Source organism: Amycolatopsis sp. NPDC004772 (assembly GCF_053601215.1).
Genome location: NZ_JBSGBK010000027.1, coordinates 41,457 through 64,651, shown reverse-complemented (window position 1 = coordinate 64,651; position 23,195 = coordinate 41,457). Strand labels below are relative to the sequence as shown.

General features: G+C 72.7%; 20 protein-coding genes. 12 read left to right on the top strand and 8 right to left on the bottom strand.

What is annotated here, in order from left to right:
- The first annotated feature begins 127 nt into the window (after positions 1 to 127).
- Complete coding sequence (locus ACWEF6_RS18570) at positions 128 to 967, top strand: leishmanolysin-related zinc metalloendopeptidase (protein WP_449684065.1); 840 nt, start codon at positions 128 to 130, stop codon at positions 965 to 967.
- 52 nt (positions 968 to 1,019) lie between these two features.
- On the opposite strand, the gene ACWEF6_RS18565 is transcribed toward ACWEF6_RS18570, so the two are convergent.
- The 4 genes from ACWEF6_RS18565 to ACWEF6_RS18550 all read right to left on the bottom strand — a co-directional run bounded on the left by ACWEF6_RS18565 (position 1,020) and on the right by ACWEF6_RS18550 (position 6,452).
- Positions 1,020 to 1,421 (bottom strand): DUF6294 family protein, encoded by a 402-nt coding sequence (locus ACWEF6_RS18565; protein ID WP_449684064.1) that lies wholly within the window; start codon positions 1,419 to 1,421, stop codon positions 1,020 to 1,022.
- Between the two features lie 70 nt (positions 1,422 to 1,491).
- Positions 1,492 to 3,333: a RiPP maturation radical SAM C-methyltransferase gene (locus ACWEF6_RS18560; RefSeq protein WP_449684063.1), complete on the bottom strand. Its 1,842-nt coding sequence runs from the start codon at positions 3,331 to 3,333 to the stop codon at positions 1,492 to 1,494.
- Positions 3,334 to 3,370: 37 nt separating this feature from the next.
- Positions 3,371 to 3,661, bottom strand: a complete 291-nt coding sequence (locus ACWEF6_RS18555; protein WP_449684062.1) for a hypothetical protein — start codon at positions 3,659 to 3,661, stop codon at positions 3,371 to 3,373.
- Positions 3,662 to 3,680: 19 nt separating this feature from the next.
- On the bottom strand, positions 3,681 to 6,452 hold the full coding sequence (locus ACWEF6_RS18550) for a BTAD domain-containing putative transcriptional regulator (RefSeq protein ID WP_449684061.1): 2,772 nt from the start codon (positions 6,450 to 6,452) through the stop codon (positions 3,681 to 3,683).
- 135 nt (positions 6,453 to 6,587) lie between these two features.
- Here ACWEF6_RS18550 and ACWEF6_RS18545 point away from each other — a divergent pair, with 135 nt between their 5' ends.
- From ACWEF6_RS18545 to ACWEF6_RS18520, 6 genes are all read left to right on the top strand, one after another.
- A complete protein-coding gene (locus ACWEF6_RS18545) occupies positions 6,588 to 7,193 on the top strand; it encodes an RNA polymerase sigma factor (RefSeq protein ID WP_449684060.1) in 606 nt (201 codons plus the stop codon).
- Between the two features lie 262 nt (positions 7,194 to 7,455).
- The gene (locus ACWEF6_RS18540) at positions 7,456 to 8,718 is read left to right on the top strand and encodes a helix-turn-helix domain-containing protein (protein WP_449684059.1); all 1,263 of its coding nucleotides are present in this window, start codon (positions 7,456 to 7,458) and stop codon (positions 8,716 to 8,718) included.
- A 158-nt stretch (positions 8,719 to 8,876) separates the two neighbouring features.
- Entirely contained in the window at positions 8,877 to 10,136 is a 1,260-nt protein-coding gene (locus tag ACWEF6_RS18535; protein WP_449684058.1) for an MFS transporter, read from the top strand.
- Positions 10,133 to 11,458 (top strand): ATP-grasp domain-containing protein, encoded by a 1,326-nt coding sequence (locus tag ACWEF6_RS18530; RefSeq protein WP_449684057.1) that lies wholly within the window; start codon positions 10,133 to 10,135, stop codon positions 11,456 to 11,458. The genes ACWEF6_RS18535 and ACWEF6_RS18530 overlap by 4 nt, the downstream gene beginning before the upstream one ends.
- A complete protein-coding gene (locus ACWEF6_RS18525; RefSeq protein WP_449684056.1) occupies positions 11,455 to 12,720 on the top strand; it encodes an acyl-CoA dehydrogenase family protein in 1,266 nt (421 codons plus the stop codon). The genes ACWEF6_RS18530 and ACWEF6_RS18525 overlap by 4 nt, the downstream gene beginning before the upstream one ends.
- Positions 12,713 to 13,966 carry an ATP-grasp domain-containing protein gene (locus ACWEF6_RS18520; protein WP_449684055.1) on the top strand — a complete coding sequence of 418 codons (1,254 nt, stop codon included), beginning with the start codon at positions 12,713 to 12,715 and terminating at the stop codon, positions 13,964 to 13,966. Before ACWEF6_RS18525 ends, ACWEF6_RS18520 begins: the two co-directional genes overlap by 8 nt.
- 69 nt (positions 13,967 to 14,035) lie before the next feature.
- Here ACWEF6_RS18520 and ACWEF6_RS18515 read toward each other — a convergent pair whose 3' ends face one another.
- From ACWEF6_RS18515 to ACWEF6_RS18500, 4 genes are read right to left on the bottom strand one after another with little or no spacing between them, the layout of a single operon-like run.
- On the bottom strand, positions 14,036 to 15,340 hold the full coding sequence (locus ACWEF6_RS18515) for an FAD-dependent oxidoreductase (protein ID WP_449684054.1): 1,305 nt from the start codon (positions 15,338 to 15,340) through the stop codon (positions 14,036 to 14,038).
- Positions 15,340 to 16,380, bottom strand: a complete 1,041-nt coding sequence (locus ACWEF6_RS18510; RefSeq protein ID WP_449684053.1) for an NAD(P)/FAD-dependent oxidoreductase — start codon at positions 16,378 to 16,380, stop codon at positions 15,340 to 15,342. Before ACWEF6_RS18510 ends, ACWEF6_RS18515 begins: the two co-directional genes overlap by 1 nt.
- Positions 16,380 to 18,059, bottom strand: coding sequence for a class I tRNA ligase family protein (locus ACWEF6_RS18505; protein ID WP_449684052.1), 1,680 nt, complete (start codon positions 18,057 to 18,059; stop codon positions 16,380 to 16,382). The genes ACWEF6_RS18510 and ACWEF6_RS18505 overlap by 1 nt, the downstream gene beginning before the upstream one ends.
- Positions 18,059 to 19,339 (bottom strand): SidA/IucD/PvdA family monooxygenase, encoded by a 1,281-nt coding sequence (locus ACWEF6_RS18500; RefSeq protein WP_449684051.1) that lies wholly within the window; start codon positions 19,337 to 19,339, stop codon positions 18,059 to 18,061. The genes ACWEF6_RS18505 and ACWEF6_RS18500 overlap by 1 nt, the downstream gene beginning before the upstream one ends.
- A gap of 171 nt (positions 19,340 to 19,510) precedes the next feature.
- Here ACWEF6_RS18500 and ACWEF6_RS18495 point away from each other — a divergent pair, with 171 nt between their 5' ends.
- From ACWEF6_RS18495 to ACWEF6_RS18475, 5 genes are read left to right on the top strand one after another with little or no spacing between them, the layout of a single operon-like run.
- A complete protein-coding gene (locus tag ACWEF6_RS18495; protein ID WP_449684050.1) occupies positions 19,511 to 20,392 on the top strand; it encodes a LuxR C-terminal-related transcriptional regulator in 882 nt (293 codons plus the stop codon).
- 38 nt (positions 20,393 to 20,430) lie between these two features.
- The gene (locus ACWEF6_RS18490; RefSeq protein ID WP_310976119.1) at positions 20,431 to 20,838 is read left to right on the top strand and encodes a cupin domain-containing protein; all 408 of its coding nucleotides are present in this window, start codon (positions 20,431 to 20,433) and stop codon (positions 20,836 to 20,838) included.
- Complete coding sequence (locus ACWEF6_RS18485) at positions 20,835 to 21,152, top strand: hypothetical protein (RefSeq protein ID WP_086837841.1); 318 nt, start codon at positions 20,835 to 20,837, stop codon at positions 21,150 to 21,152. Before ACWEF6_RS18490 ends, ACWEF6_RS18485 begins: the two co-directional genes overlap by 4 nt.
- Positions 21,152 to 22,528 carry an FAD-binding oxidoreductase gene (locus ACWEF6_RS18480; protein WP_449684049.1) on the top strand — a complete coding sequence of 459 codons (1,377 nt, stop codon included), beginning with the start codon at positions 21,152 to 21,154 and terminating at the stop codon, positions 22,526 to 22,528. Before ACWEF6_RS18485 ends, ACWEF6_RS18480 begins: the two co-directional genes overlap by 1 nt.
- A complete protein-coding gene (locus ACWEF6_RS18475; protein WP_449684048.1) occupies positions 22,525 to 23,187 on the top strand; it encodes a DUF6875 domain-containing protein in 663 nt (220 codons plus the stop codon). The genes ACWEF6_RS18480 and ACWEF6_RS18475 overlap by 4 nt, the downstream gene beginning before the upstream one ends.
- Positions 23,188 to 23,195 lie beyond the last annotated feature (8 nt).

Here is a 23,195-nt window from a genome sequence, read left to right as displayed (position 1 = left end):
GGTTTGTCCCCTTCCGTCATCGAGACGGAGCCGCGAGCCGCCCGGGAAATACGCCGGACCCGCCGGTGTATCTGCCGGGCGTTTCCGGGCTCTGTCAGGCACAGCTCCCACTGCGGAAGGAACGACCATGCCGGAACCGAAGATCCACCACGCCCGCGCCGACGCCGAACGCGCCCGGCTGCTGACGGGCACCACTTCGCCGTTCACCATCACCGTCGAGTTCGCCGGCGGGTTGACCCAGGTCCAGCAGGACGCCTTCGCCGCGGCCGCCGATCGCTGGGCGACGGTGATCGTCGGCGACCTGCCGGACGTCGTCTTCGAGGGCGAGCCGATCGACGACGTGCTGATCGTCGCCAAGGGCGCCGACATCGACGGCGAGGGCCACATCCTCGGCCAGGCGCGCATCACCCACGTGCGGCCGGCGGGCCCCGAACCATGGGCGCTGCTGCCGGTCCGCGGGGAGATGACGTTCGACCGGGCCGACCTGGCCAAGATGGAGGCCACCGGCATCCTCGGGGACGTGATCACTCACGAGATGGGCCACGTCCTCGGCGTCGGCTCGCTCTGGGGTCCCAAGGGACTGCTGGTCGGCAAGGGCACCAGCGACCCGGTGTTCGCCGGCCCGGCGGCGATGGCCGAGTACCACAAGCTGCGGCTCGGGGCCGGCGAGCCGGTGCGGGTGCCGGTGGAGGACACCGGCGGGCCGGGCACCCGGGACGTGCACTGGCGGGACCGCACCTTCGGCAACGAGCTGATGACCGGTTTCGTCGGCCACGCCCCGAACCCGCTGAGCCGGGTCACCGTCGCTTCCCTCGGCGACCTCGGCTACCAGGTCGACATCGACGCGGCGGACGCCTACGAGCTGCCCGCGGACTTGGCGCCGACGGCGGCGGCGGGCGTGGCGGTGCACGCGCTGGCGGTCACGCCGGCCCCGGTCGAGCTGTCCCGGCAGGACGTGCGCGGCTGAGCAGCCGGGTCCGTGGCCGGTTCCGCCGCCGCGGAACCGGCCACCGGGCCGGTCAGCAGCTCGAATGCATCTTCAGGTGGACGATGTCGTCCCAGAGGCCGGTGTCGAAGGTCGCCCAGGCCCGGAACCGGTAGCGTTCGGCGCTGCTCGGCATGTTCTGCACGAACTTGCGCCAGTCGCCGCCGACCGGGTGTTCGGTGGCCAGCGACCCCAGGATCGCCCGGTTGGCGTCGAGCAGGTCGACGTGCCAGATGACCCAGGCGTCGTCGTCGTCCCCGCTGGTCACCGTGGCGTCGAAAGCGGCGGTCCCGTTGGGGAACAGGGTCCACTTGGCGCCCTCGAACATCGTGCAGTCCCCCTTCCGGATCAGCCCCCAGGTGAATTCCCACGGCGTCCAGCCGCTGAGCCGTTTCGCTGAGGCGTTCGCCGCCTCCATGATGACCGACGGATCCATGTCGAGTGCCTTTCCGCTCGTCCGCAGTGCTACCGCCGGACAGAGCCGCGGGGGAGGCGCTTGATACCGGTCACCGGCCGGGTGTCGCGGGCAGGGCGAGGGAGAGGGCGAGGTTCCCGTCGAGGAACATCAGCCCCCGCGCCCCGAACTGCCGGAAGGCGGCTTCGACCGCGGGCACCCCCACGGTGAGGCCGAGTTCGCGGTGCACGGCCGCGGCGGTGCGGGGCCGGTCCACACAGGCGAGGTAGAGCGCGGCGAGCGTGTCGCGGAAGGTGTGGGTGCCGCGGCTGCCGGGGTGGCGGCCGTCGTAGATCTGCAGGAATCCCGGGGCGCAGCGGTACACCAGCACCGGTTCCGGGGCCGCCTGCCAGGCCACCGACCACGCCGAAACCGCCTCCCGCAGCGGCGCGTAGACCTCCGCCGGCAACTCGTCCTCGGGTTCGTACTCGAAGAAGTAGGCCACCCGGCGGACGTCCACCGCGGGCGGGTAGACCTGCCGGTAGCTGGGCTCGGGTTCCCGCGCCCGCAGCGGGAACCGGCCGGGCCGGGTGAACAGCGGGCTGAACCGCTCGAGCCAGAGCCGGGCCGCGCCGGCGGGCGGCTGGAGGTGGACCAGGTGCGGGATGACCGCCGCCTGTTCGGCGTAGGCCCCGGCCGGTTCGCCCGGGAACCCCCAGAGGATGTTCCAGGCGACGGAGATGCCGTAGTAGCGGGCCCAGCGCAGGAGGTTGACGTTCTGCGCCGCCCGGACCCCCTTGTCCATCAGGCGGAGCACCTCGGAGCTCAGCGACTCCAGGCCGGGCTGCAGATGCGTGACTCCGGCGGCGGCGAGCTGCTTCAGCTGGGCGCGGGACAGGTTCGCCTTGACCTCGTAGAAGAGCTGGTACTCCCGGCCGGCCTCGGCCAGGGCCGGGACCAGTGTGTTGAGGTAGCCGGGCTCCATGATGTTGTCGACCGCGTCGAACCGGAACGTCCGGTACCGCCGTGCCTGCCGGTCCAGTTCGCCGAGCACCCGGGACGGCGACTTGGCGCGGAACCGCATGGTGGTGCCGTTGAGCCCGCAGAACGTGCAATGGTGCTTGGCGCCCCACCAGCACCCGCGCGCCGACTCGAACGGCAGGGCGACGTGCCCGGTCGGCAGCCCGAGCCGGCCGGCCCGCTCGAAGTACTCGTCGTAGTCCGGCACCGGCAGGTCGTCGAGCCGGTCGTGCGGCGCCTCGCCGGGGGTGGAGACGACCTCGTCCCCGGAGTCGCCGGCCCGCCGGGCGACTCCGGGGACGGTCGCCGGGTCCGTGCCGGTCGCCAGCGCCTCCAGCAGGCGCGGGAACGCGACGTCCCCTTCGCCGAGCACGGCGAAGTCGATGCAGTCGACGGACCGGACCAGCTCCAGGCCCATCTCGCCGTCGAAGTTGGCCCCGCCGAACACGGTGACGACGCCGGGATCGCGGTCCTTGAGCCGGCGGGCCAGCGCGAACGACGCCACGTTCTGCTGGAAGGTGCAGCTGAAGCAGACGATCCGGGCCCCGGCGAGCTCGCCGGCGACGGCGTCGAGGAACGCGGGCACGTCCCGGTCCCGGACGGCCGCCAGCCACTCCGGGGCCGCCCCGGCGGGGTCGTCCAGGTAGGACAGTTCGGCGCCGGCCTCGGCGAGCAGCTTCCCGTCCGGGTCCGGTGCGGCGTCGCCGAAGGCCGCGACGGAGAAGAGCCAGTCGCCGAGCTGCCGGCCGCGGTGGTCGGCGAGCTTCCGGTACCGCTCGAGGCCGATCCGGACGGCGAAGTCGAGGTTCAGGTGCAGTGTGCGGACGGGGAACCCGTGCCGTTCCCCGATCGCCTTGAGCAGCCCGAGCTGGATGGACGGCCGATCGGCGTCGAGGAACGGCATCGAAACGAGGACAACGGGTGAGGTGGTCATGGCCGGGCTCCAACCCCGCACGCGGCGGCTTCAGGTGCTACCGGATGAAGGACGCCTTGATGAACCGCGGCACCACGAACGCCGCCGAGGAGTCGGATTGGTAGTTCACCAGCAGCTCCTGCTGCTCGGGCGTGAAGGACTCGTCGAACTCGGAGCTGAACGCCTCCGTGATCCGGCGCTCGACCGCGTTCTCCTTCGCCGTCGCGAGCCAGGCGAACCAGAGCACCGCGGACAGGAATTCCTGCTGCTCCTCCGGGAGCGCCTTGGCCAGTTTCTTCAGATTCGGCCAGAAATCGGCGAGGTCCGCCGGCTGGTCCTTTTCGGACATTTTTCCTCCGGTTCGGTGACTATCCACTGTGTACTTCGGCCAGTCTCATCCGTACTTCGTCCGCCTCCGGGTGCGCGAGGTGGGCGAGGATGTCGTGCGCCCGCTGCCAGCCGGACCGGGCGGCCTCGGCCTCGCCCAGTTCGTGGCGGAGGTTGGCGAGCTCGATCAGCACCCGCGCCTCCGTCACGAGGTTTCCGTTGCGGTGCACGATCTCCAGCGCCCGCTCGTAGCAGGCGATCGCCCGGGGGTGGTCCCCGAGCTGCTTGTGGGCGTAGCCGATGCTGTGCCAGCTCTGGGTGGCGCCCATCTGGTCGCCGAGCTGCGTCTGCAGGTCGAGGGCCCGCCGGCAGTACGCGATGGCCTCGGCGTGCGCGCCGAGCAGGGTGTGGAACCAGCCGACGGCGTTGAGTGCCGTCGCCTCGCCTGCTCGGTGCCCGGCCGCCTGGAACAGCTCGAGGGCCTGTTCGGCGTGCGGGAGCGCGTCCGCGGCGAGGCCTTGCTTGTCGAGCAGCCAGGCGAACTGGCGGTGGGCGTGGGCTTGCCCGACGACGTCGGCGCTCGCGCGGTACAACTCCAGGGCCGCTCCGAGGTCGGTGCCGGCTTCGGTGTGCCGGCCGAACCTGGCGTGCGTGCCGCCCAGGTGCAGGTGGGCGAAGGCCTGCTGGCGCCGGTCACCGAGCCGGCGCGCGGCGGCCAGTGCGGTGGTGAGCACTTCCTGCTCGTCGTGCCAGTACCCGCGCATGTTCAGGAACCGCTGCATCGACCAGGCGAGCTCCCAGACCCGGGCGTCGAACTCCGCGTCCGCGTGCACGGCCTGCAGCAGCACCCGGTGCTCGGCCTCGAACCACGCCAGCGCCCGCCGGTGGTCGGTGATCCGGTCCGGCTCGGCTCCCTCGGGGAGCGGGGTCAGCTCGGGCGGCACTTCCAGCCGCGGGTCGAGGAAGCCGTCGGCGAGGTAGGCGGTGTGGGCGTAGTGGCCGAGCAGCCGGTGCGCCGCCACGGCCCGCCCGGCGGGGGACTCCTCCTCGGACGCCAGCTCCGCGGCGTAGGCGCGCAGCAGGTCGTGCAGGGTGTAGCGGCCGGGGGCCGGCTCGGCGATCAGGTGCGCGTGCGCCAGCTCGGTCAGCAGCACCCGGGTCCGTCCCGCGGGCAGCCCGGCCAGGCTCGCCGCCGCCGGCGTGCCGAGGTCCGGGCCGGGGTGCAGGCCGAAGAGGCGGAACAGCCGGGCCGCCGCGGGATCCAGCCGCAGGTACGACCAGGAGAACACGGCCCGGGGGTCGGTCGCCGGGTCGGCGGCGGCGAACTCGTCGAGGCCACACGCGTCCCGCAGCTGGCCGGCCAGCGCGGCCAGCCCGAACCCGGGGTGGATCGCCGCGCGCGCCGCCACCACCGCCAGGGCCAGCGGCAGGTGCGCGCACAGGGCGATGATCTCGTCCGCCGCCGCGGGCTCGGCCGCGATCCGGTCCGCACCCAGCCGGCCGCGCAGCAGCGCCCGCGCCTCCGCGGTGTCCAGGAGGTCGACGGCGAGGGGACGCGCGCCGGCCGTGACCAGACCGGTGAGCTGGTCGCGGCTGGTCACCAGCACCACGCTGCCCGGCGCCCCGGGCAGCAGCGGGCGCACCTGCCCGGCGTCACGGGCGTTGTCCAGCACGACCAGCACACGCCGGTTCGCCAGCAGCGTCCGGTACAGGCCGGCCTGCGCGTCGAGGGTGCGGGGGATCCGGTTGTCGGGGACGTCCAGGGCTTCGAGGAACCCGCGCACCGCGTCGGCCGGGGCCACCGGCGACCCGGTCGGATCGAAACCGCGCAGGTTCACGTACAGCTGGCCGTCGGGGAACTCGCCGGCCACCGAGTGGGCCCAGTGCAGCGCCAGGGCCGTCTTGCCGACCCCGGCGGTGCCCGACAGGACGACGATCCGCGGGGCGGGGGACCGCTCGCTCCCGATCTCGCCGAGCCGGCGCAACGACCGCTCCCGGCCCGCGAACCCCGGCGTGTCCGGGGGCAGCTGTGCCGGGACGGAAGCCGGCGCGGCGCGCGGGCCGGGCGGCAGCTCGCCCCGCAGGATCTCGCCGTGCAGGGCTCGCAGCTCGGCGCCCGGATCGGTGCCGAGCGCGTCGGCGAGCCGGGCGCGGACGGCGGCGTAGCGCTCGATCGCCTCCGCGTCCCGCCCCGCGGCGTGCAGCGCGCGCATGAGCAACGCTTCGAGCGGCTCCGCGAGCGGGTACTCCGCCGCCAGCTCGGGTAGCGCGCCGATGACCGTGCCGGGCCGGCCGAGCCGGAGTTCCAGCTCGCCCCAGGTGACGGCCGCGTCGAGCCGGCGGCGGTGCCAGGCCGTGCGGACCTGCTCGGCCCAGTCGCCGTGGAGGCCGGCCAGCGGCGCACCCCGCCAGCCGCGCAGGGCCTCCGACAACGCGGCGGCCCGGTCGGCGTCAGAGGCGCGAAGATCGTTGCCCCGGTCGACCAGGTGGGCGAACCGGTGCAGGTCGACGACACCGGGGTCGATTTCCAGCAGGTAACCCGCGGTTTTCCGGGTGACCCCGGCCGGCGTACCGGTCAGTTCCGTCACCCGATCGAGGAGCCGGCGTATTCGGCTCAGGTGGGAATAGACGACATTGCGCGCCTCTTCCGGCGGGTTTTCACCCCAAACCCGATCAATCAGCGTCTCCATCGGAACCGGGCGCCCGGCATCGACCGCCAATGCCGCGAGAACGGCCTGCTGCCGTGGGGTCCCGACGTCCAGCGGCTCTCCCGCGACGCGCAGCTGCACCGCCCCGAACAGCAGGAACTCCATGCGGCGGACTCCCCGTGCTCGACGCGTCCGGACCGGCCACGTCGATGCTGCCCGCACCGCAAGGTCTCTGCAAGGTCGGCGTCCAGGGCGTGGCGGAATCGTGAACCCGGGAACAGCCGAGTTCGAGGAGGGACCATGCGGGACGAGTCGGCGGGACGATTGCTGGAAAATGCGGCCCGAGGTGCGGAATGGGCTTGGCGGGAGCTGGTCGACCGCTATTCTTCGCTGATCCACGCGGTGTGCCGGCAACACCGGATCGGCGATGCCGACGCCCAGGACATCAGCGGCGCGGTGTGGCTGCAATTGGTGGCCAACCTGGCGCAGATCCGCGAACCGGACGCGCTGCCCGGCTGGCTGCGCACCACCGCCCGGCACGAGTGCCTGCGGCTGCTGCGTCACCGGAACCGGCAGATCCCCACCGAGGCCACGATGTTCGCCGACCCCGAGGGCCCCGCGCCCGACGCCACGATCATCGGAGCCGAGCGGCTGGTCGCCGCCCGCACCGCCTGCGCCCAGCTGTCGCGGCCGGACCGGGAGCTGCTCTCGCTGCTGTTCGACGACCCGCCCCGGTCCTACCGGGAAATCAGCACGACGCTGGGGATTCCGGTCGGCTCGATCGGCCCGTCGCGCGCCCGGTGCCTGGCGAGGGTGCGCAACACGCCGGCGATCGTCGCGCTGCTGGCCGCGGAGCGGCAGGACTTCCCTGGGCACACTTCCCGGAGCGGGCGGGCCACCGCTTGATACACGCGCCCGCGAGCGAACCTCACCCGGCCGGCAGCGCACCTGTCACCGGCCGCTGGAGACATCCACCTGAGCTGGCAGGCGGTTCGCGCCGCGACACCACCGTAGCCTCGCGCAGCCCGTGCGGTGACCGGAAAAACGGCGTCGTTTCCTGCCACCCGGGTTACGCCGATCGGGCCATCCGCGGCGGCCCGATTTCCCTTTGTATCTGTGGTAAAGCTCGTTGCCCCTTTAGCAATGAGCTCAGGCAGAGGGAGATGGCATGGGTCGGCCAGAACGCCCGCTGGACCTCACCGCCGGACCGATCGCCGCCTTCGCTCACGAACTGCGGGCGTTGCGGAGCCGGGCCGGGAACGCCAGCTACCGGGAACTCGCCCGGGCCGCGCACTTCGCGCCGTCAGTGTTGTCCAGTGCCGCCAGCGGCCGCCGGCTGCCGACCCTGGCCGTGACACTGGCCTTCGTGTCCGCCTGCGGCGGGGACCGCCTGGCGTGGGAACAGCGCTGGCGGAGCATCGCCGGCCAGAAGGGAGACGACGAACCACCGAAGTCCCGCGGCAGAACCGTCCGGCCGGCGCAACTACCACCCGGCTCGAGAACCTTCGTCGGCCGGCAACCGGAGCTCGCGAACGCCGTCGCGGCGAGCGGCCCGGGGACGGCGCCGGTGCTCGTCACCGGGCCGATCGGAACCGGCAAAGTCACCTTCGCCCTGCGGCTGGCCGAAGAGATCACCGCGGGCTTCCCGGACGGGCAGCTCTACGCCGACCTCGGTGAAGGCCGCTCGACCGACGGCATCGTGCGGGGCTTCCTGCGCGCCCTCGGCGTGGCGGCCCACCTCGTGCCCGACGACCCGGCGCACCGGATCGACCTGTACCGGTCGCTGCTGGCCGAACACCGGCTGTTCGTCCTGCTCACCGGCGCGGCCACGGAGGCACAGGTGCGGCCGCTGCTCGGCCGGTCGGCCCACAGCCAGGTCGTAGTGACCAGCCGCGCCCGGCTACCGGCCCTGGAGGACGCCCACCGGGTCGAGCTGACCGCGTTCACCCGCCCGGAATCGCTGGCGCTGCTCGGGAAGCTCGCCGGCGAACGCCGGATCCACGCCGAACACGCCGCAGCGGACGCCATCGCCGCCCGCTGCGGCGATCTGCCGCTGGCCGTCAGCGTCATCGGGCGCAAGATCGCCGCGCGCCCGGAACGGGCGATCACCGTCACCACCGGCCGGGACCGGCTCCTGGACAGCCTCAGCGTCGGGGACGTCAACGTCCGCGACCGCTTCACCGCGGCGTACGAAAGCCTTCCCGCCGCCGGACGTGCGGCCGTCCACCACTTCGGGACCGGCAGCGTGACACCGGCGCGCATCGCCGCGGCCATCGGGGTCGCCACCGAGACCGCCGACGAGCTCCTGGAATCCATTGTGGACGCCGGGCTCCTCCGGCGCGCCGACGTCGCCGGTCGCTACGCGATTCCCGAGCTGGTCAAGGTGTTCGCCGCGGAAGCGGCGGCGAGATTCCCGGGTCGCCGGGAATAGTTCCCCTACCCTCCGGGAACCGGCCGAACCTAGCCTTCGTGCATCGGGCCGGCGGCGCTCACTGTCCACTGTGTACGCAGCGGGCTCCCGCGCGCCGCCGGCCGTCGTGAGTTCGTGACCACGGAGGTGACTGTGCGACCGACCAAGGAGGTGGCCGGGTGACCGGCAGTACGCGGACCGGCGTCTTCGCGGTGCTGCGGGCGACCCCCGCCCCGGTCAGGTACCTGCTGGCCGGCATGCTCGTCAACCAGCTGGGCGCGTTCGTCCAGACGTTCCTGGTGCTGTACCTGACCTTCCGGGGCAGCTCGCCCGGGTTCGCCGGGGTCTGCCTCGCCGCCTACAGTGTGGGCGCGATCTTCGGCGCCATGCTGGGCGGCGAGCTGACCCACCGGTTCGGCGGCCGGACGACGATCGTGGCCGTGATGACCTGCGCGGCGCCGCTCGTCGCGTCGATCCCGCTGGTCCGGGGCGTGCCCGCGGCTCTGCTCGCGGTGGTCGCGCTGTCCGGGCTGGCCATCCAGGCCTACCGGCCGGCGGCCGCGGTGCTGCTCGCCGAGTCCATGCCCGAAGAGCACAAGGTCATGGGCTTCTCGATGATGCGCATCGCGCTGAACATCGGCGCCGCCGTGGCGCCGCTGCTGGCGGCCGTGCTCATCCTGGTGAACTGGGACCTGCTGTTCTGGCTGGACGGCGCGACCGCGGCGGCGTGGGCGCTGCTGGCCTTCACCCTGCTCCCGCGGCGCACCGCGGACCGGCACCGCACCGAGCCCGGCAGCGCTCCGGCGAGGGCCGCGAGCGCCCGTGCGGTGTACGGGACGATGCTGCGCGACACCCGGTTCCTCTGCTACCTGGTAGCCGGCGTGTTCGGCATGATGGTCTACGCCGGGTCGGTCGCGGTGCTGCCGCTGAACATCGTCTCCGCCGGCTACCCGGTCGGGCTCTACAGCACGGTGCTGGTGATCTCCTCGGTCGTGCTGATCACCTGCGAACTGAAGATCACCACCTACATCGTCCGCATCCCGAAGTACGTGGCCGGCCTGACCGGCAACCTGGTCAGCGGGCTCGGGTTCACCCTCTACGGGCTGATCGCGCAGTCCCCGTTCTTCGTGCTCGCCGGCGCGCTGTTCGCGGTGTCCGGGCTGATGATCCACGGGCCGAGCACGGCCGCGCACCCGGCCACCTTCCCGGCGCCGGTGCGCAGCCGGTACATCGCGACGAAGGAGACGCTGTCCGGCCTGGCCGCGACGGTCGGCCCGGTGCTGGGGCTGTTCGTCTTCAGCCGTTACGGCGGGCCGGTGTTCTGGGCCTGCTGCGCGCTGTTGTCCGTCGCCGCCGGCTCGATGCACATCTACGGTCTCCGGACGCCCCCGGCGCCGGTGCCCGTCCCCGAACCGGAAGCCGTGGGAGAACGATCGTGAACGAACCCCAGAGCGTGCTGCTGGTCATCGGCAGCGGACTGCGGACCTACCGCGAATACCTCGTCGAGTCGATCCACCGGTGCGCTCGCCGGGCCGGGCTCGGGCTGGTCCTGCTGAACAACCTCAAGCCCACCTGGCAGCGCGCCTACTTCGACGACATCGTCCACGTCGACGTGTTCGACGCCGACGAGATGCTCGCCGCCGCCCGCGAAGTCGCCGCACGGCACCACGTCGTCGGCCTGATGTGCTGGGACGAACCCGTCGTGCTCGCCGCCGGTGAGCTCGCCGCCGAGCTCGGCGTGCCCGGCCTGAGCGTGGCCGGGGTCCGCGGCTGCCGGGACAAGAACCGCACCCGGACCGTGCTGACCGCCGAAGGGCTGCCGCAGCCGGGGTACGCCCTGACCACCGGTCTCGGCGAGGCCCGCGCGGCGGCCGCCCGGATCGGCTACCCGGTCGTGCTCAAGCCGCGGGCCATGGGCGCGAGCATCGGCGTGGTGTTCGCCGGCGACGAGTCCGAGCTGGACGCCGCGTTCGCGGTCGCGATGGGAGCGGCCACCGTCGACCAGAGCCGCTACGGCGGGGCCGCGATCGTGGAAGGCTTCGTCCGCGGGCCGGAGATCAGCATCGACGCCGCCGTGCACCAGGGCGAATACCTGCCGATGTTCGTCGCCCGCAAGCACACCGGCGACCCGCCCTACTTCGAAGAGGTCGGCCACGTCGTCGACGCCGGCGACCCGCTGCTGCACGACACCGAGCTGCTGGACGTCCTGGTGCGGGCGCACCGCGCGCTCGGCGTGGAAGACGGCATCACCCACACCGAGGTCCGGCTGACCGACCGCGGCCCGGTGATCATCGAGGTCAACGGGCGCCTCGGCGGCGACCTGATCCCGTTCCTCGGCAAGACGGCCACCGGCATCGATCCCGGCGACGTCCTGTTCGCCGTCGCCACCGGGCACCGGCCGGCCATCACCCGCAGCCGGAACGCGGTGGCCGGCATCCGGTTCGGCTACCCGGACCACGACTGCCGAGTCGACGAGATCACCGTCCCCACCGATCGCGCGCAGGTGCCCGGGCTGGTCCTCGCGGCGCCGATGACCGCACCCGGCACCACCCTGCGGCTGCCCCCCGGCGGCTACCTCGCCCGCCACTCGTTCGTGGTGTGCGAGGCCGACGACCCCGAAACCTGCGACCGGCGCCTGGACACCGCCGCCGCCGCGGTGCGGGTCGACGCCGTCCCGGTCGGCCCACCGGAACCCGGAACCGCCTTCGAGATGCCCGCCGGGCTGCTCGACGTCGACGAACACGAGGGAGTTTCCGCATGACCATGACCGAGCCCGCCCGCACCGATGTGCCGCTGACCGGCGCGCAGATCCTCGAGAACGCGAAGGCGCTCGCGCCGGTCCTGCGCGAACGGGCCGCCGAGATCGAGGCGAACCGGAGCCTGCCCGAGGACGTCGTGCAGCTGCTGCGCGACGCCGGCGTCTTCCGCATCGGCTTCAGCCGGGCCTGGGGCGGCCCCGAGATGACCTCGATGGAGCAGACCGAAGTGATCGAGGCACTGTCCTACGGCGACGCCTCGGTGGGCTGGTGCGCCAAGCTCGGCTCGGACATCGGCCTGCACGCGAACTTCCTCGACCAGGACGAAGCCCGCCGGATGTTCACCAGCATCGACATGCACTCCGCCGGGGTGCTCCCGGTGACCGGGCACGCCGAACGCGTCCCCGGTGGCTACATGCTCACCGGCCGGTGGGGCTTCGGCAGCGGGTCGACCCACGCCGACTGGGTGGCCTCCGGCGCCATGGTGTTCGAGAACGGCGAGCCCTACGCCAGCCCCGACGGCAGCAACCCGCACGAGTCGCGCCTGTTCATGGTGCCGCAGGAGCAGATCCGCTCCCTCGACAACTGGTACACCCTCGGCCTGTGCGGCTCCGGCAGCAGCGACTACACGATCACCGACGTCTTCGTCCCGGAGAACCACACCCTGACCTTCGACAACCCGAAGGTCCCCAACGGGCCGCTGGTGCAGCCGGACGTCATCCAGCGCAGCATGTGCGGCGCCCCGCTCGGCGTCGCGCGGGCCGCCCTGGACTACGTCCGCGACCTCACCATCGAGCGCGTCGACATGCTGAAGGGCTCGCCCTGGCGGATGAGCGGCCTCGCCTGGAAGGACAACGAGCACATCCAGATCACCCTGGCCGAGTGCGAGGCCGACTACAGCACCACCCGGGCCGGGGTGTACCGCGCCCTGGAACGGCAGTGGGAGGTCACCGCGGACGGCACCGGCACGCTGGACGACCTCACCCCCGACGAGCGGGTCGCCCCGGCCCTGACCGGCTGGCAGGCGTTCCAGATGGCCAAGCGGGTCGTGCTGCGGCTGTGCGACCTGCTCGGCACCGCCGCGATCCGCTCCGGTGACCCGATGAACCGGTGGCTCCGCGACGCGGTGACCATGGCCATGCACCCGACCGCCCGCGACCGCGTCACCCAGACGGTCGGGGCGCACCTGGTCGGGGCCCGGCCCTCCATGCGGTTCATGCTCGGCATCGTGGACAAGCCGAAGACCGAGTCCGACGCCGATGCGTGAGCGGCCCGTCCTGGTCGTCGGGTTCGTGACGCCGGTGCTGCTGGCCCTCACCGGCGCCGAGCCCGACGGCTCGGTCGTCCTCGTCGAGGAGCCGGACGTGGTCCGCAAGCGCGACCTGCGTGCCCGCCTGGCCGGGTCCGCGCTGGTGCGGGAACTGGTCGAGTGGGAGCACGCCCGGCCCGGCTCGGCCGACGAGTTCCACGCTGCCCACCCGGACCTGGACCCAGTCGCGGTGATCCCGTTGATCGAGTACGCCACGCCGTTCGCCGCCCGGCTCGCCGAACGCTACGGCCTGCCGGGCGCGAGCCTCGGCGCCGCGCTCATCCTGCGGGACAAGGCCGTGCTGCGCCGGGTCAGCGCGGCGGCCGGGCTGGCCAACCCGGAAAGCACCACCGTGACCGGCCCGGCGGACGTGCTCGAGTTCATGCGCGCCCACCCGGGGCCGGTGGTGCTCAAGCCGGCGAACCGGCAGGCCTCCGTCGGGACCCGGATCGTCCGCGACCCGGCCGAGGCCGAGCGGGCCTGGGCGAACTGCGTCGAGCAGGACGAGGGCATCTTCGTCCCGGACCGGCCGATGGAACTGCGGATGCTGGCCGAGCGGTACGTGCCCGGCGCCGAGTACAGCGTCGAGCTGCTCGTCCGCGGCGGCCGGCAGCTGTTCGCCAACGTCACGGGCAAACAGCTCTACCCGGGCCCGTACCCGGTGGAGCTGGCCCACATCGTGCCGGCCGACATCCCCGGCGAGCTCACCGAAACGCTGGCGGAGGTGACCCGCCGGGTCGTCACGGCCACCGGGTTCGCCGACGGGATCGTCCACTGCGAGTGGATCGTCGGCGACGACGGCGTGCCGTACCTGGTGGAGTGCGCGGGCCGGATCGCCGGGGACGGCATCATGGAGATCATCGACCGCGCCTACTCGATCGAGCTGCTGCGTGCGTACTTCGCCGTGATGCGCGGCGAAACCCCGCCCGCACTGCCGGCGCAGGCGACCGGCGGTGCGGCGGTCCGGTTCGTCCCGATGGAGCCCGGCGTGATCGAGGCCGTGGTCGGCCTGGAGCAGGCCCGCCGGGTCGAGGGCGTGTTCCTCGTCGACCTCCAGGTCGGCCCCGGGCACCGGTTCGCCGGCCTGCGCAGCTCCTGGGACCGCTCGGGCCTGGTCATGGCCCAGGCGGACAACCCGGCCGAAGCCCTGCAGCGCGCGGAGAAAGCCGCCGGGCTGGTGCGGATCGAGGTCCGTCCCGGATAAGGGCGTTCCCGCAAAACGGAAAGAGGCCTTCGCCGCTGGTTCGGCGAAGGCCTCTTTCCGATGCGGGGGTCAGCGGCGAAGCCGGCGACCCGCGGCGAGGGCAGCGGCCGAGAGGGCGGTCGCGCCGAGGAACTTCAGGAGGCGGTGCTGGCGGCTGGCCCGGTGCTGGGCCTGCCGGTAGGGGATCGTGGTGTTGGTGACCATGGCGTGCAACGGCATCCAGCGGTGACGCAACAGCTTCTCCAGCACCGTGTCGCAGGCCCGCTCCAGGCGGACCGCCGGGGACCGGACCGTGTCGCGCAGCTCGGCGAAGTTGCGGTGGGACATGGTGGCGAGCGCGTCGGTGTTGGGCTTGCGGCGGGCGTAGTACCGGGCCAGCGCCGCCGCCGGGTCGGCCGGGTGGGCGGCCAGGCTGTCGGTCAGCTCGAGCGCGTCCTCGAAGGCCGAGTTCATGCCCTGGGCCAGGAACGGGTAGACGGCGTGGCAGGCGTCGCCGATCAGCACCACCTTGCCCTCGTAGGTCCACGGGGCGGTGCTGACGGTGACCAGGTTGAAGGTGGGCCGGCGTAGGAACGCCTCGCCGAGGTCGGGGACCAGGGCCAGGACGTCGGGGAACTCCCGGCGGAACAACGCCTCCACGTCCGACGCCGTCCGCAGCGAGTCGAAGCCGGCCGGGCCGTGGAACGGCAGGACGCACGAGCAGGTGAAGGACCCGTCGCGGTTGGGGTGGGCGAACATCATGGTGTCGCCGCGGGGCCACAGGTGGAAGACGTCGTCGGCCATCCGGTGGCTGCCGTCGGCGGCGGCCGGGATGTGCAGCTCGCGCCAGCCCCACTCCAGGTAGCTCTGCGAGAACTCCGCGCGCAGCTCGTGGTGCATGAACCGGCGAACGGCCGAGAACGCGCCGTCCGCGCCCACCACGACGTCCGGTTGCACCGTGATGGACTTTCCGTCCGGGCCTTCGAAAGTCGCCGACGGCCGGTCGCGGTCCACGCCGGTGCACCGCGTGTCGAAGACGAACCGCACCCCGGGTTCCCGGAGGGCGGCGTCCACCAGCACCGCGCTGAGGTCCTGGCGCTGGATGGCGAGGATGCCGCCGTCGCCGTAGGGCGAAAACCGCAGCCCGGCGTCGGTGTTGTGCAGCAGCCGCCCGCGCATCGGCACGACGAACCGCTTCACCTCGTCCTGCAGCCCCAAGCGGTCCAGAGCGGCCAGGCCGCGCCGGGACAGGCCCAGGTTCATCGACGTCGCCGCGACGGTCGTCCCCCGCGGGTCCGGGCGGCGGTCGTACACCGTCACGACGTGTCCCTGCCGGCCCAGCGAGAGCGCGAGGAACGCGCCGGCCATGCCGGCCCCCACGATCGTGAACTCCACTACGCACACTCCTTGTCGGTCACTTCTTCGATGGCGCCGAGGATTTCCCGGGCGACGAGCGGAGCGGCGCCGAACCCGGAGCCGCCGCAGGCCGAGCGGGCCCACACCGACGGGTGAATCCGGGCGAGGACGGGCCCACCCGTGACGGCATCGGCCGCGTAGTGGCAGTCCTTGGTCGCCACCACGGTGTGGTCCCCGGCGAGGAGCCGCTCCGAAAGCAGCCGGCCGGCCCACGGCGCGCGGTCGGGATCCGCGGTGGTGGCGACTTCCCGGCACACCGCGTCCGAACTGATCTTGAGCAGGGTCCCGCCCCCGGGCGGCAGCAGCCAGGCCCGGCGGTCGCCCCCGATCCGGCCGACCCCGGGCGCCGACGCCCACCAGGCCGCCAGGTGCGGCGGCGGGCGCAGGTAGGCCATGGTCTGCCGGTACAGCACGACGGGCGGCCCGCCCAGGGCGCTGGTCCACGGCCCGCCCGCGAGCAGGATGACGTCCGCGCCGAGCTCCTCGCCGGTGTCCAGGACCAGCCGGTGGTCCTGGACACCGGCGGCGGCGCACCCGGACCGCAGCGTCACGGCGGGCTGCGCGGCGAGCCAGTCGACGGCCGCGCGCAGGAACCGATCGGCCAGCAGCACGGCCCCGCCGGGGTCGAACACGCCGCCGGTCCCGTCGGGGAACACCACGGGCGGCAGCGTGTCCGGGGCGACGGCGGTGGCGGGCATCCCGGCCTGGCGGGCGGTGTCGAAGGCCCGCGCGAGCTCGTCCGGGGTGCCGGCGGTGACGACACCGACGGGCCGCACGAAGCGCGCCCGCAGCAGCGTTTCGAGTTCCGCCCACCGCCGGCGGGCTTCGGCCATCCGCGCGGTGCCGTCGACGTCGTCCGGGCGCAGCACCCGCAGGGCCCGGTGCTGGTCGGACGACGTCGACGCGGGGTTCGGGATGGCACCGCGGTCGAGGACGAGAACGCGGTGCCCGGCCCGGGCGCACCCGATCGCGGTCACGAGCCCGGTCACCCCGGCCCCGACGACGGCGACCGTAGCCATCAGCGAGCCGTCGCCCCGGCCGGCGGAGCGCTTCCCTGGCTGGCCGCTTCGGGGGCGACGGGCGCGGTCCGCGCTCGTGCCACCGCGGCCGGCCCGGTGCCGCCGGCCGCGCCCACTGCGTCAGTCACGCCGGACGCCTCAGCCGCCTTGACCGTCACCGACAGCCGCGGCAAGCGCTTCGGGGTCACCGTGTCCGCGTCCGGGTGGCCCGGCAGCATCGTGTCCGGCAGGGCCGCGGCCGCGAGGTCGATCAGGATCGGCGCCGCGCACCTCAAGAACACGTCCACCTGATGACACAGGTCACCGGCCGTCTCCGACGTCACCGCCGCGGCCAGCCGGTCCAGTCGGGCCAGCTGCTCGGCGAGCGTCGAAGCCGCCGCCGTCAGGCTGAACCGCCGCAGCTCGTAGCCGTCGGCGAACCGCTCCGCCATCCGCCGGGCCGTCCGCCTCGCCGAGGCCGACACCAGCAGGGGACCGCGGTCCACCCACCGGTCGACCGCCGCCGCGACCCGGTTCCACGGCCCCGTCAGCCGCGTCTCGCCGACGCGCAGCAGGGCTTCGCGGGTGAAGTCCGTGCGCTGGTACTCCGGGCTCGTGGCGCACAGGTGGAACCGGATCAGGTCGCGCGGCACCTCGGTGGCCAGCTCCCGGCCGGACACGACGTGCCCCCGGCTGGTCGAGAACTTCTCGCTGGCCAGCTCGTAGAACTCGTTGGTGAGGTACTGCGCCGGCAGCACGTGCTCGCCGAGCGCGGTCAGCAACGCCGTGCCCACGATCGCGAACGGGTAGGTCGCGTCCAGGCCGAGGAAGTACACCACCGTCGTGCCGGCGCCGGAGCGCCAGAGCTCGTCGTCGGCCGCCAGCACCGCCCCGCGCCGCTCGGCGCCCAGCGCGGTGGTGAACATGCTCCACGGCATGCCTTCCATGTGCGCGTAGAACACCTGCCCGGCCACCTCCGGGAACGGCGCCGGGATGCCCCACGACGCCGGCTGGGTGATCGGGAAGTCCGGCAGCGGCCGCGCCAGGGCGGCCTCGATCAGCCGGGCCATGCCGGGCCGCATCGGCGTCCGGGCGAAGTAGGCCTCCAGCGCGGCGCGGTAGCGCTCCACCGGGAACACGAGGATGTTCACCTCGCGCAGCTCCAGCGGCTCGTCCGGACGCGTGGCCGAGCGCGGCCCGATCAGCTCCCCGGGCGCGATCGGGAGTCCGCAGCTCTCGCAGATCCCGGCGCACCCGTCGGCGAGGCAGAACGGGCACCCGCCGGTGACGTAGGCGTCCATCAGGTACTCGCCCGTGCTGGGCAGGTAGGGGAACGACACCGCCCGCAGCTCCAGCAGGCCCCGGGCGTGCAGGCGCTCGTAGAAGCGGGTCACCATCGCGGTGAACCGGTCGCCGAGGCAGCCGAACCCGTCGATCTCGACGCCCATCGCGGAGAACGTCTGCCGGACCTGCTCGGCCGAGCGCTCCCGCAGGTCCTCCGGGTCCACGCCGAGGCGCTCGGCCGCGGCGACGACGTAGTTCTGCGTGAAGTGCATGCCGGTGCCGTACAAGGCTTCCCGGCCGGTCGCGCGGGCGTAGCGGGTACAGACGTCCGCGGCCAGGAACGGCCCCGCGAGGTGGCCCAGGTGCAGGTCCCCGTTCGCCGTCGGCGCGGGTGAGATCACCACGAGGCGGTCCATCAGACGGCCTCGCGCTCGCCGCCGCCGCGGCGGGCGAGCAGGTCGTCGACGATGTCGCGGGACCGGTGGGCCAGCACGCTGATCAGCGAGTCGGCGATCCCGTGCGTGGCCTCGTTGACGCCCTGCAGGTACACCGCACCCCAGGCGGACTCGCCGAGGTCGACCCGGTAGCAGCGGCTGACCGAGATCTCCGCCAGGCCCACGTGCTCGGCCAGGTCGCGCACCAGCGCGGGCATCCGGTTGTCGAAGCCGGTGCCGAGCAGCACCAGGTCGCAGTGCAGGGGTTCCACCTTGCCGCTGGTGCGGTCACGCAGGTCGAGCACGACCTCGTCGCCGGTGACCCGGGCGCCGACGACCTCGGTCAGCGTCCGCACCTCCGACCGGTGCTGCCCGATGCCGCGCTGCTGGTAGAGCGTGGTGTACATGTGGTCGAGGAACGGCGGGGCCGCGCCGGCGTAGTTGGTCAGGCGCATCTCGTCGAGCACCTGCTGGCGGACCTCGGGCGGGCTGTCGTAGAACCGGTCGACGAACGACGGGAAGAACAGCTCGTTGACGAACTTGCTCGTCTGGTAGTTCTGCGGGCCCACCGACCGCACGATCATCGTGCGGGTGCTGTTGGGCAGGTTGTCGTGCAGCGCCATGAACATCTCCGCCGCGCTCTGCGCCCCGCCCACCACGACGGCGCGCAGGGGCGCGTCCGCGGGCAGCTGCGCGATCCGGCGACGGTACTGGGCGCTGTGGATGAGCCGGTCCGCCGGCAGGCCGGCGAAGACGTCCGGCACGTGCGTGTCCCGGCCGCCGCCGACGACCAGGTCGCGGCAGCGGATGGTGTCCCCGCCGGCGAGGGTGGCGACCCAGCCGACGATGGACCCGTCGGCGTCGCGCGCGGGCTCGATGCTCCGCACCTTCGCGTCGTACCGGATCCGCACCTCCTCCAGCGACTTCGCCACCCACTGCAGGTAATCCGAGAACTCCCACCGGAAGGGATGGAACGTTCCCAGGTTGACGAACTCGTCGAGGCGCTGCTGGTCGTGGAGGAAGCTGAGGAACGAGAACTTGCTGCGCGGGTTGCGCAGGGTCACCAGGTCCTTGAGGAAGGAGACCTGGCTGCGCGCCCACGGCATCAGCAGGTCGCGCTGCCACTTGATGTCCGGTCCCTGCTCCAGCAGCAGTGTCTGCCGGGCCAGTTCCGGGTGCCCGGACTCCTCGATGGCCACCGCGAGCGCGAGGTTCGCCGGTCCGGCGCCGATCGCGAGCAAACCCACCTGTACTTCGGTCACAGATACACTCCGATTTCTGGGAATAGGTCGGCGTGCCGCGTGCCGCCGGACCGATCGTAAGGAGCACTCTTTCCCGGGTGGTAGGGACGGCTTTCCCTGGCTTCCGGGAATCTCGCCGAGATCGTTTGCGTCCCGGCCGCCGTCCTGGCGAATTGATTGCGATCAAGGAAATTGATTGCGATCAATTATCCCTTACGGCGAGACTCTCCTGTCGGATATGGAAGGCGCGGCACGCGCTTTCACCGGGAGGAGCCGATCGGCGACGGATCGGCAGCAGTTCACTTTGGGGGAACGATGAGTCACGCCACCGGTTTCGGCTACACCGCCCGGCTGTGGCCGGTCGAACACCCCGATCTCGCCCCGCTGACCGTGCTGCTCGCCGACCCGCAGTCGTCGGTCCGGCACTGGGTCCGGGCCGCGCTGGAGCACGCCGGCGGCGTGTTCGTGGTGGGCGAGGCGGCCACGGCGAACGGGGCGATCGCCGAAACCGCCCGGCACCGCCCGGACGTGCTGGTGGTCGATCCGCAGCTCGGCGGGTCCGGGCCGGTCGATGTCATCGGCCGGGTGGCCATGGTGTCGCCGGAAACGAAGGTCCTCGTGCTGAGCGCGGCCGACGACGACACCGCCGTCCGGTCGGCCATCCACGCCGGGGCGCGCGGGTACCTGGTCAAGGGCGCCGACGCCGAGCAGATCGTGCGCGGGGTGCGGGTCGTGGCGGCCGGCGAGGCGATCGTCGGCCGGGCGATCGCCGCCCGGTTCAGCACTCTGGTGCGCACCGCCGGTCCCGAACCGTATCCCTTTCCGCACCTGACGACCCGGGAACGGCAGGTGCTCGATCGCATCGCCGCGGGCCGCTCGAATGCGGTGATCGCCCGCGATCTCGGCCTCGCGTCCAAGACCATCAGCAATCGTGTGTCGGCAATTTTCACGAAACTCGGTGTAGCCGATCGGGCACAGGCGATCGTGCTGGCGCGGGACGCGGGCCTCGGCCGGGGCGAATTCACCGGCGATCGGGAACAGTTCCCCTATCGCCGGGAAACCGGCCGCACCTAGCGTCGATCGGCGTCGGACCACGCTGATCGGAGTGGGATGTGACTGACCAAGACCTTGCCCTCCTGGACATCCGCAGGCTGGAGCCCGAGAACCTGACGCGGGCCTACGGACTGGACATGAAGCTGCTCTACCCGTGGGACGGGCTGACCGCCCCCTTCCGCGGGGCCTGGTGCGTGCTGCGCCCGGGTGACGCCTCGGTCGCCCACGCCCACCACGAACACGAAATCTTCATCGGCATGGCCGGGCGGGCCGAGGTGGTCACCGGCGACGGGCGGCGGCACGCGTTCGCGGCCGGGGACCTCGTGTTCCTGCGCCCGGGCCTCGAACACCACCTCTTCAACGACCCCGCCCACGGCGAAGACTTCTCCTACTACGCGATCTGGTGGGACCGCGAGATGTCGGCCGAGTTCGTCGCGCACGACACCGGTGAGGCGGGACCGGCGTGATCGACTACGACGGGCGGAAGTTCCGCAAGCCCGGCGCCGAGGCCGTGGCCGTGTACCGGCAGGAGGACGACGTCGTCTGGGCGGAGTTCGCCGGGGGAGAGGTGCGGCGCGGCGCGCTCACCGGCACCCAGCGCGAGAACGGCGTCCTCCACCTGGGGTACACGCTGGTGCTCGCCACCGGCGAGGTGATCTGCGGGCACACGGTGAACACCCCGGAGGTGGCCGAAGACGGTCACCTCCGGCTGCGCGAGGTGTGGGAGCGCTACGGCCCGCACGCCGCCACCGGTGTCTCCTACCTCGACGAGGTGAGCTAGTGGCCCGGCGCCCCTCCGACGAGGACTGGCGACGCCTCGAGCGCGCGGTCACCGGCCGCGTCCGGCGGCCCGGCGACGCCGGGTTCCGCGCGGCGAGCACGCCGTTCAACAAACGCTTCGCCGGCATCACCCCCGCCGGCGTGGTGTCCGTGGCCGACGCGACGGACGTGCAGCGCGCCATCACGTGGGCGCGCGACACCGGCGTCGGCGTCGTCGCCCGCGGCGGCGGGCACAGCTTCGCGGGCCACTCGGTCGGCACCGGGCTCGTCCTCGACCTCGGCGCCCTGAACACGGTGACCGCCGACGGCTCGACCGGGCTCGTGACCGCCGCGGGCGGCGCGCTGATGGCGGACGTCCACGCCGCCATCGAACCCCACGAAATGGCGTTCGCGCTGGGCAACAGCGACACGGTCGGGATCGGCGGGCTCACCCTCGGCGGCGGGTGCGGCGCCACTTCCCGCGTGTACGGGCTGACCGCGGACGCGCTCGTCGCGACCACGATCGTCACCGCCGACGGGCAGCTGCTGCACTGCGACGCCGACACCAACGCCGACCTGTTCTGGGCCTGCCGCGGCGGAGGCGGCGGGAACTTCGGCGTCAACGTGTCCTTCACCTTCCAGGCGCGGCCGGTGGCCGGCTGCGCCACCTACGTCCTGCTGTGGGACAGCGCGGACGCGGCGAAGGTCTTCTCCGTCCTCCAGGACACCGTGCGGCAGGCCCCGGACGAGTTCGCGGCCCGGATCGGCGTCAGCAAGGCCGGCGGCGACCCGGTCGTCTCGGCCGTCGGGCAGCACTTCGGGTCCGCCGCGGAACTGCGGGAGATCCTCGACCCCGTGCTGTCGGTCGCCGCGCCGGTCCGCACGGCCATCGCGGACCGGACCTTCTGGCAGGCCAAGGACGACCTGCGGCACGAGACCGCCGAGGGCGCGTTCGCGTCCCGGACGAACATCGCCACGCGGCCGCTGCCCGACGAGGCGATCGCCACGATGCTGTCGTTCGTCGAACGCCGTCCGGCCAGTGGCAACCCGGACGGCGGCGGGGCCGCGCTGTTCTCCTGGGGCGGCGCGATCAACCGCGTGGGCGCGACGGACACCGCGTTCGTCCACCGCGACACGATGTTCCTGCTGGCCATGGACACCTCGTGGGCCGAAGACGACGAACCGGCCGTGGTCGAGGCCAACCTCCGCTGGCTGGGCGAGCTGGGGGAGGCGATGGCGCCGCACGTGTCCGGCCGCGCGTTCCAGAACTTCACCGACCCCGACCTCGCGGACTGGCGCACCGCCTACTACGGCGTCAACTACCCGCGGCTGAAGGAGATCAAGGAGCGGGTCGATCCGGACGGGTTCTTCACCTTCGCGCAAAGCATCGGCTCATGATCGGCGACGACAAGGTGGGCATCTGGACGGCGGCCGAGGTGAGCAGCGGCGCCGTGCCGGCCGAGCACCTCCCGCCCCTGCGCGAGATCCTCGCCTGGGCGTGGCGGTACCTGGTGTCCGCCCACCCGGATCTCGGCCGCAACGGCCCGGTGTGCCCCTACACCCAGCCGTCGCTCCACAAAGGACTCTTCCACCTGGCCGCGCTGACCGCCCCGAGCGGCGACGTCGACGCCCACGCCGCGATCGAGAGCCTGCGCGCGTGGTACGAGCGGCTTTCGGCCGGCTTCCCGCCGGAGCACCGGGAGCTGCTGACGATCCTGCTCGTGCTGCCGCAGCTGGACCACCACGACGCGACCCCGCTGGACGACCTGCAGCGCGAGGCCAAGGACGGGTTCGTCGCCGACGGGCTGATGATCGGGCAGTTCCACCCGGTCTGCGACCAGCCCGGCCTGTGGAACGACGAGTTCAAGGCGCTGCGCGCGCCGGTCCCGCTGCTGGCCGTGCGCAAGCTGGTCGTGTTCGACCTGCCGTTCCTGATGGACAGCCCGGCGCACGCCGAGAGCTACTTCCGGCGGTTCGCCCCGGACATCCCGCCCCGCATCCGCGACCAGCTGGTCAAGCGGCTGGTGGGCACCACGAAGTCGTTGCAGACGGCCTGATCACCCGA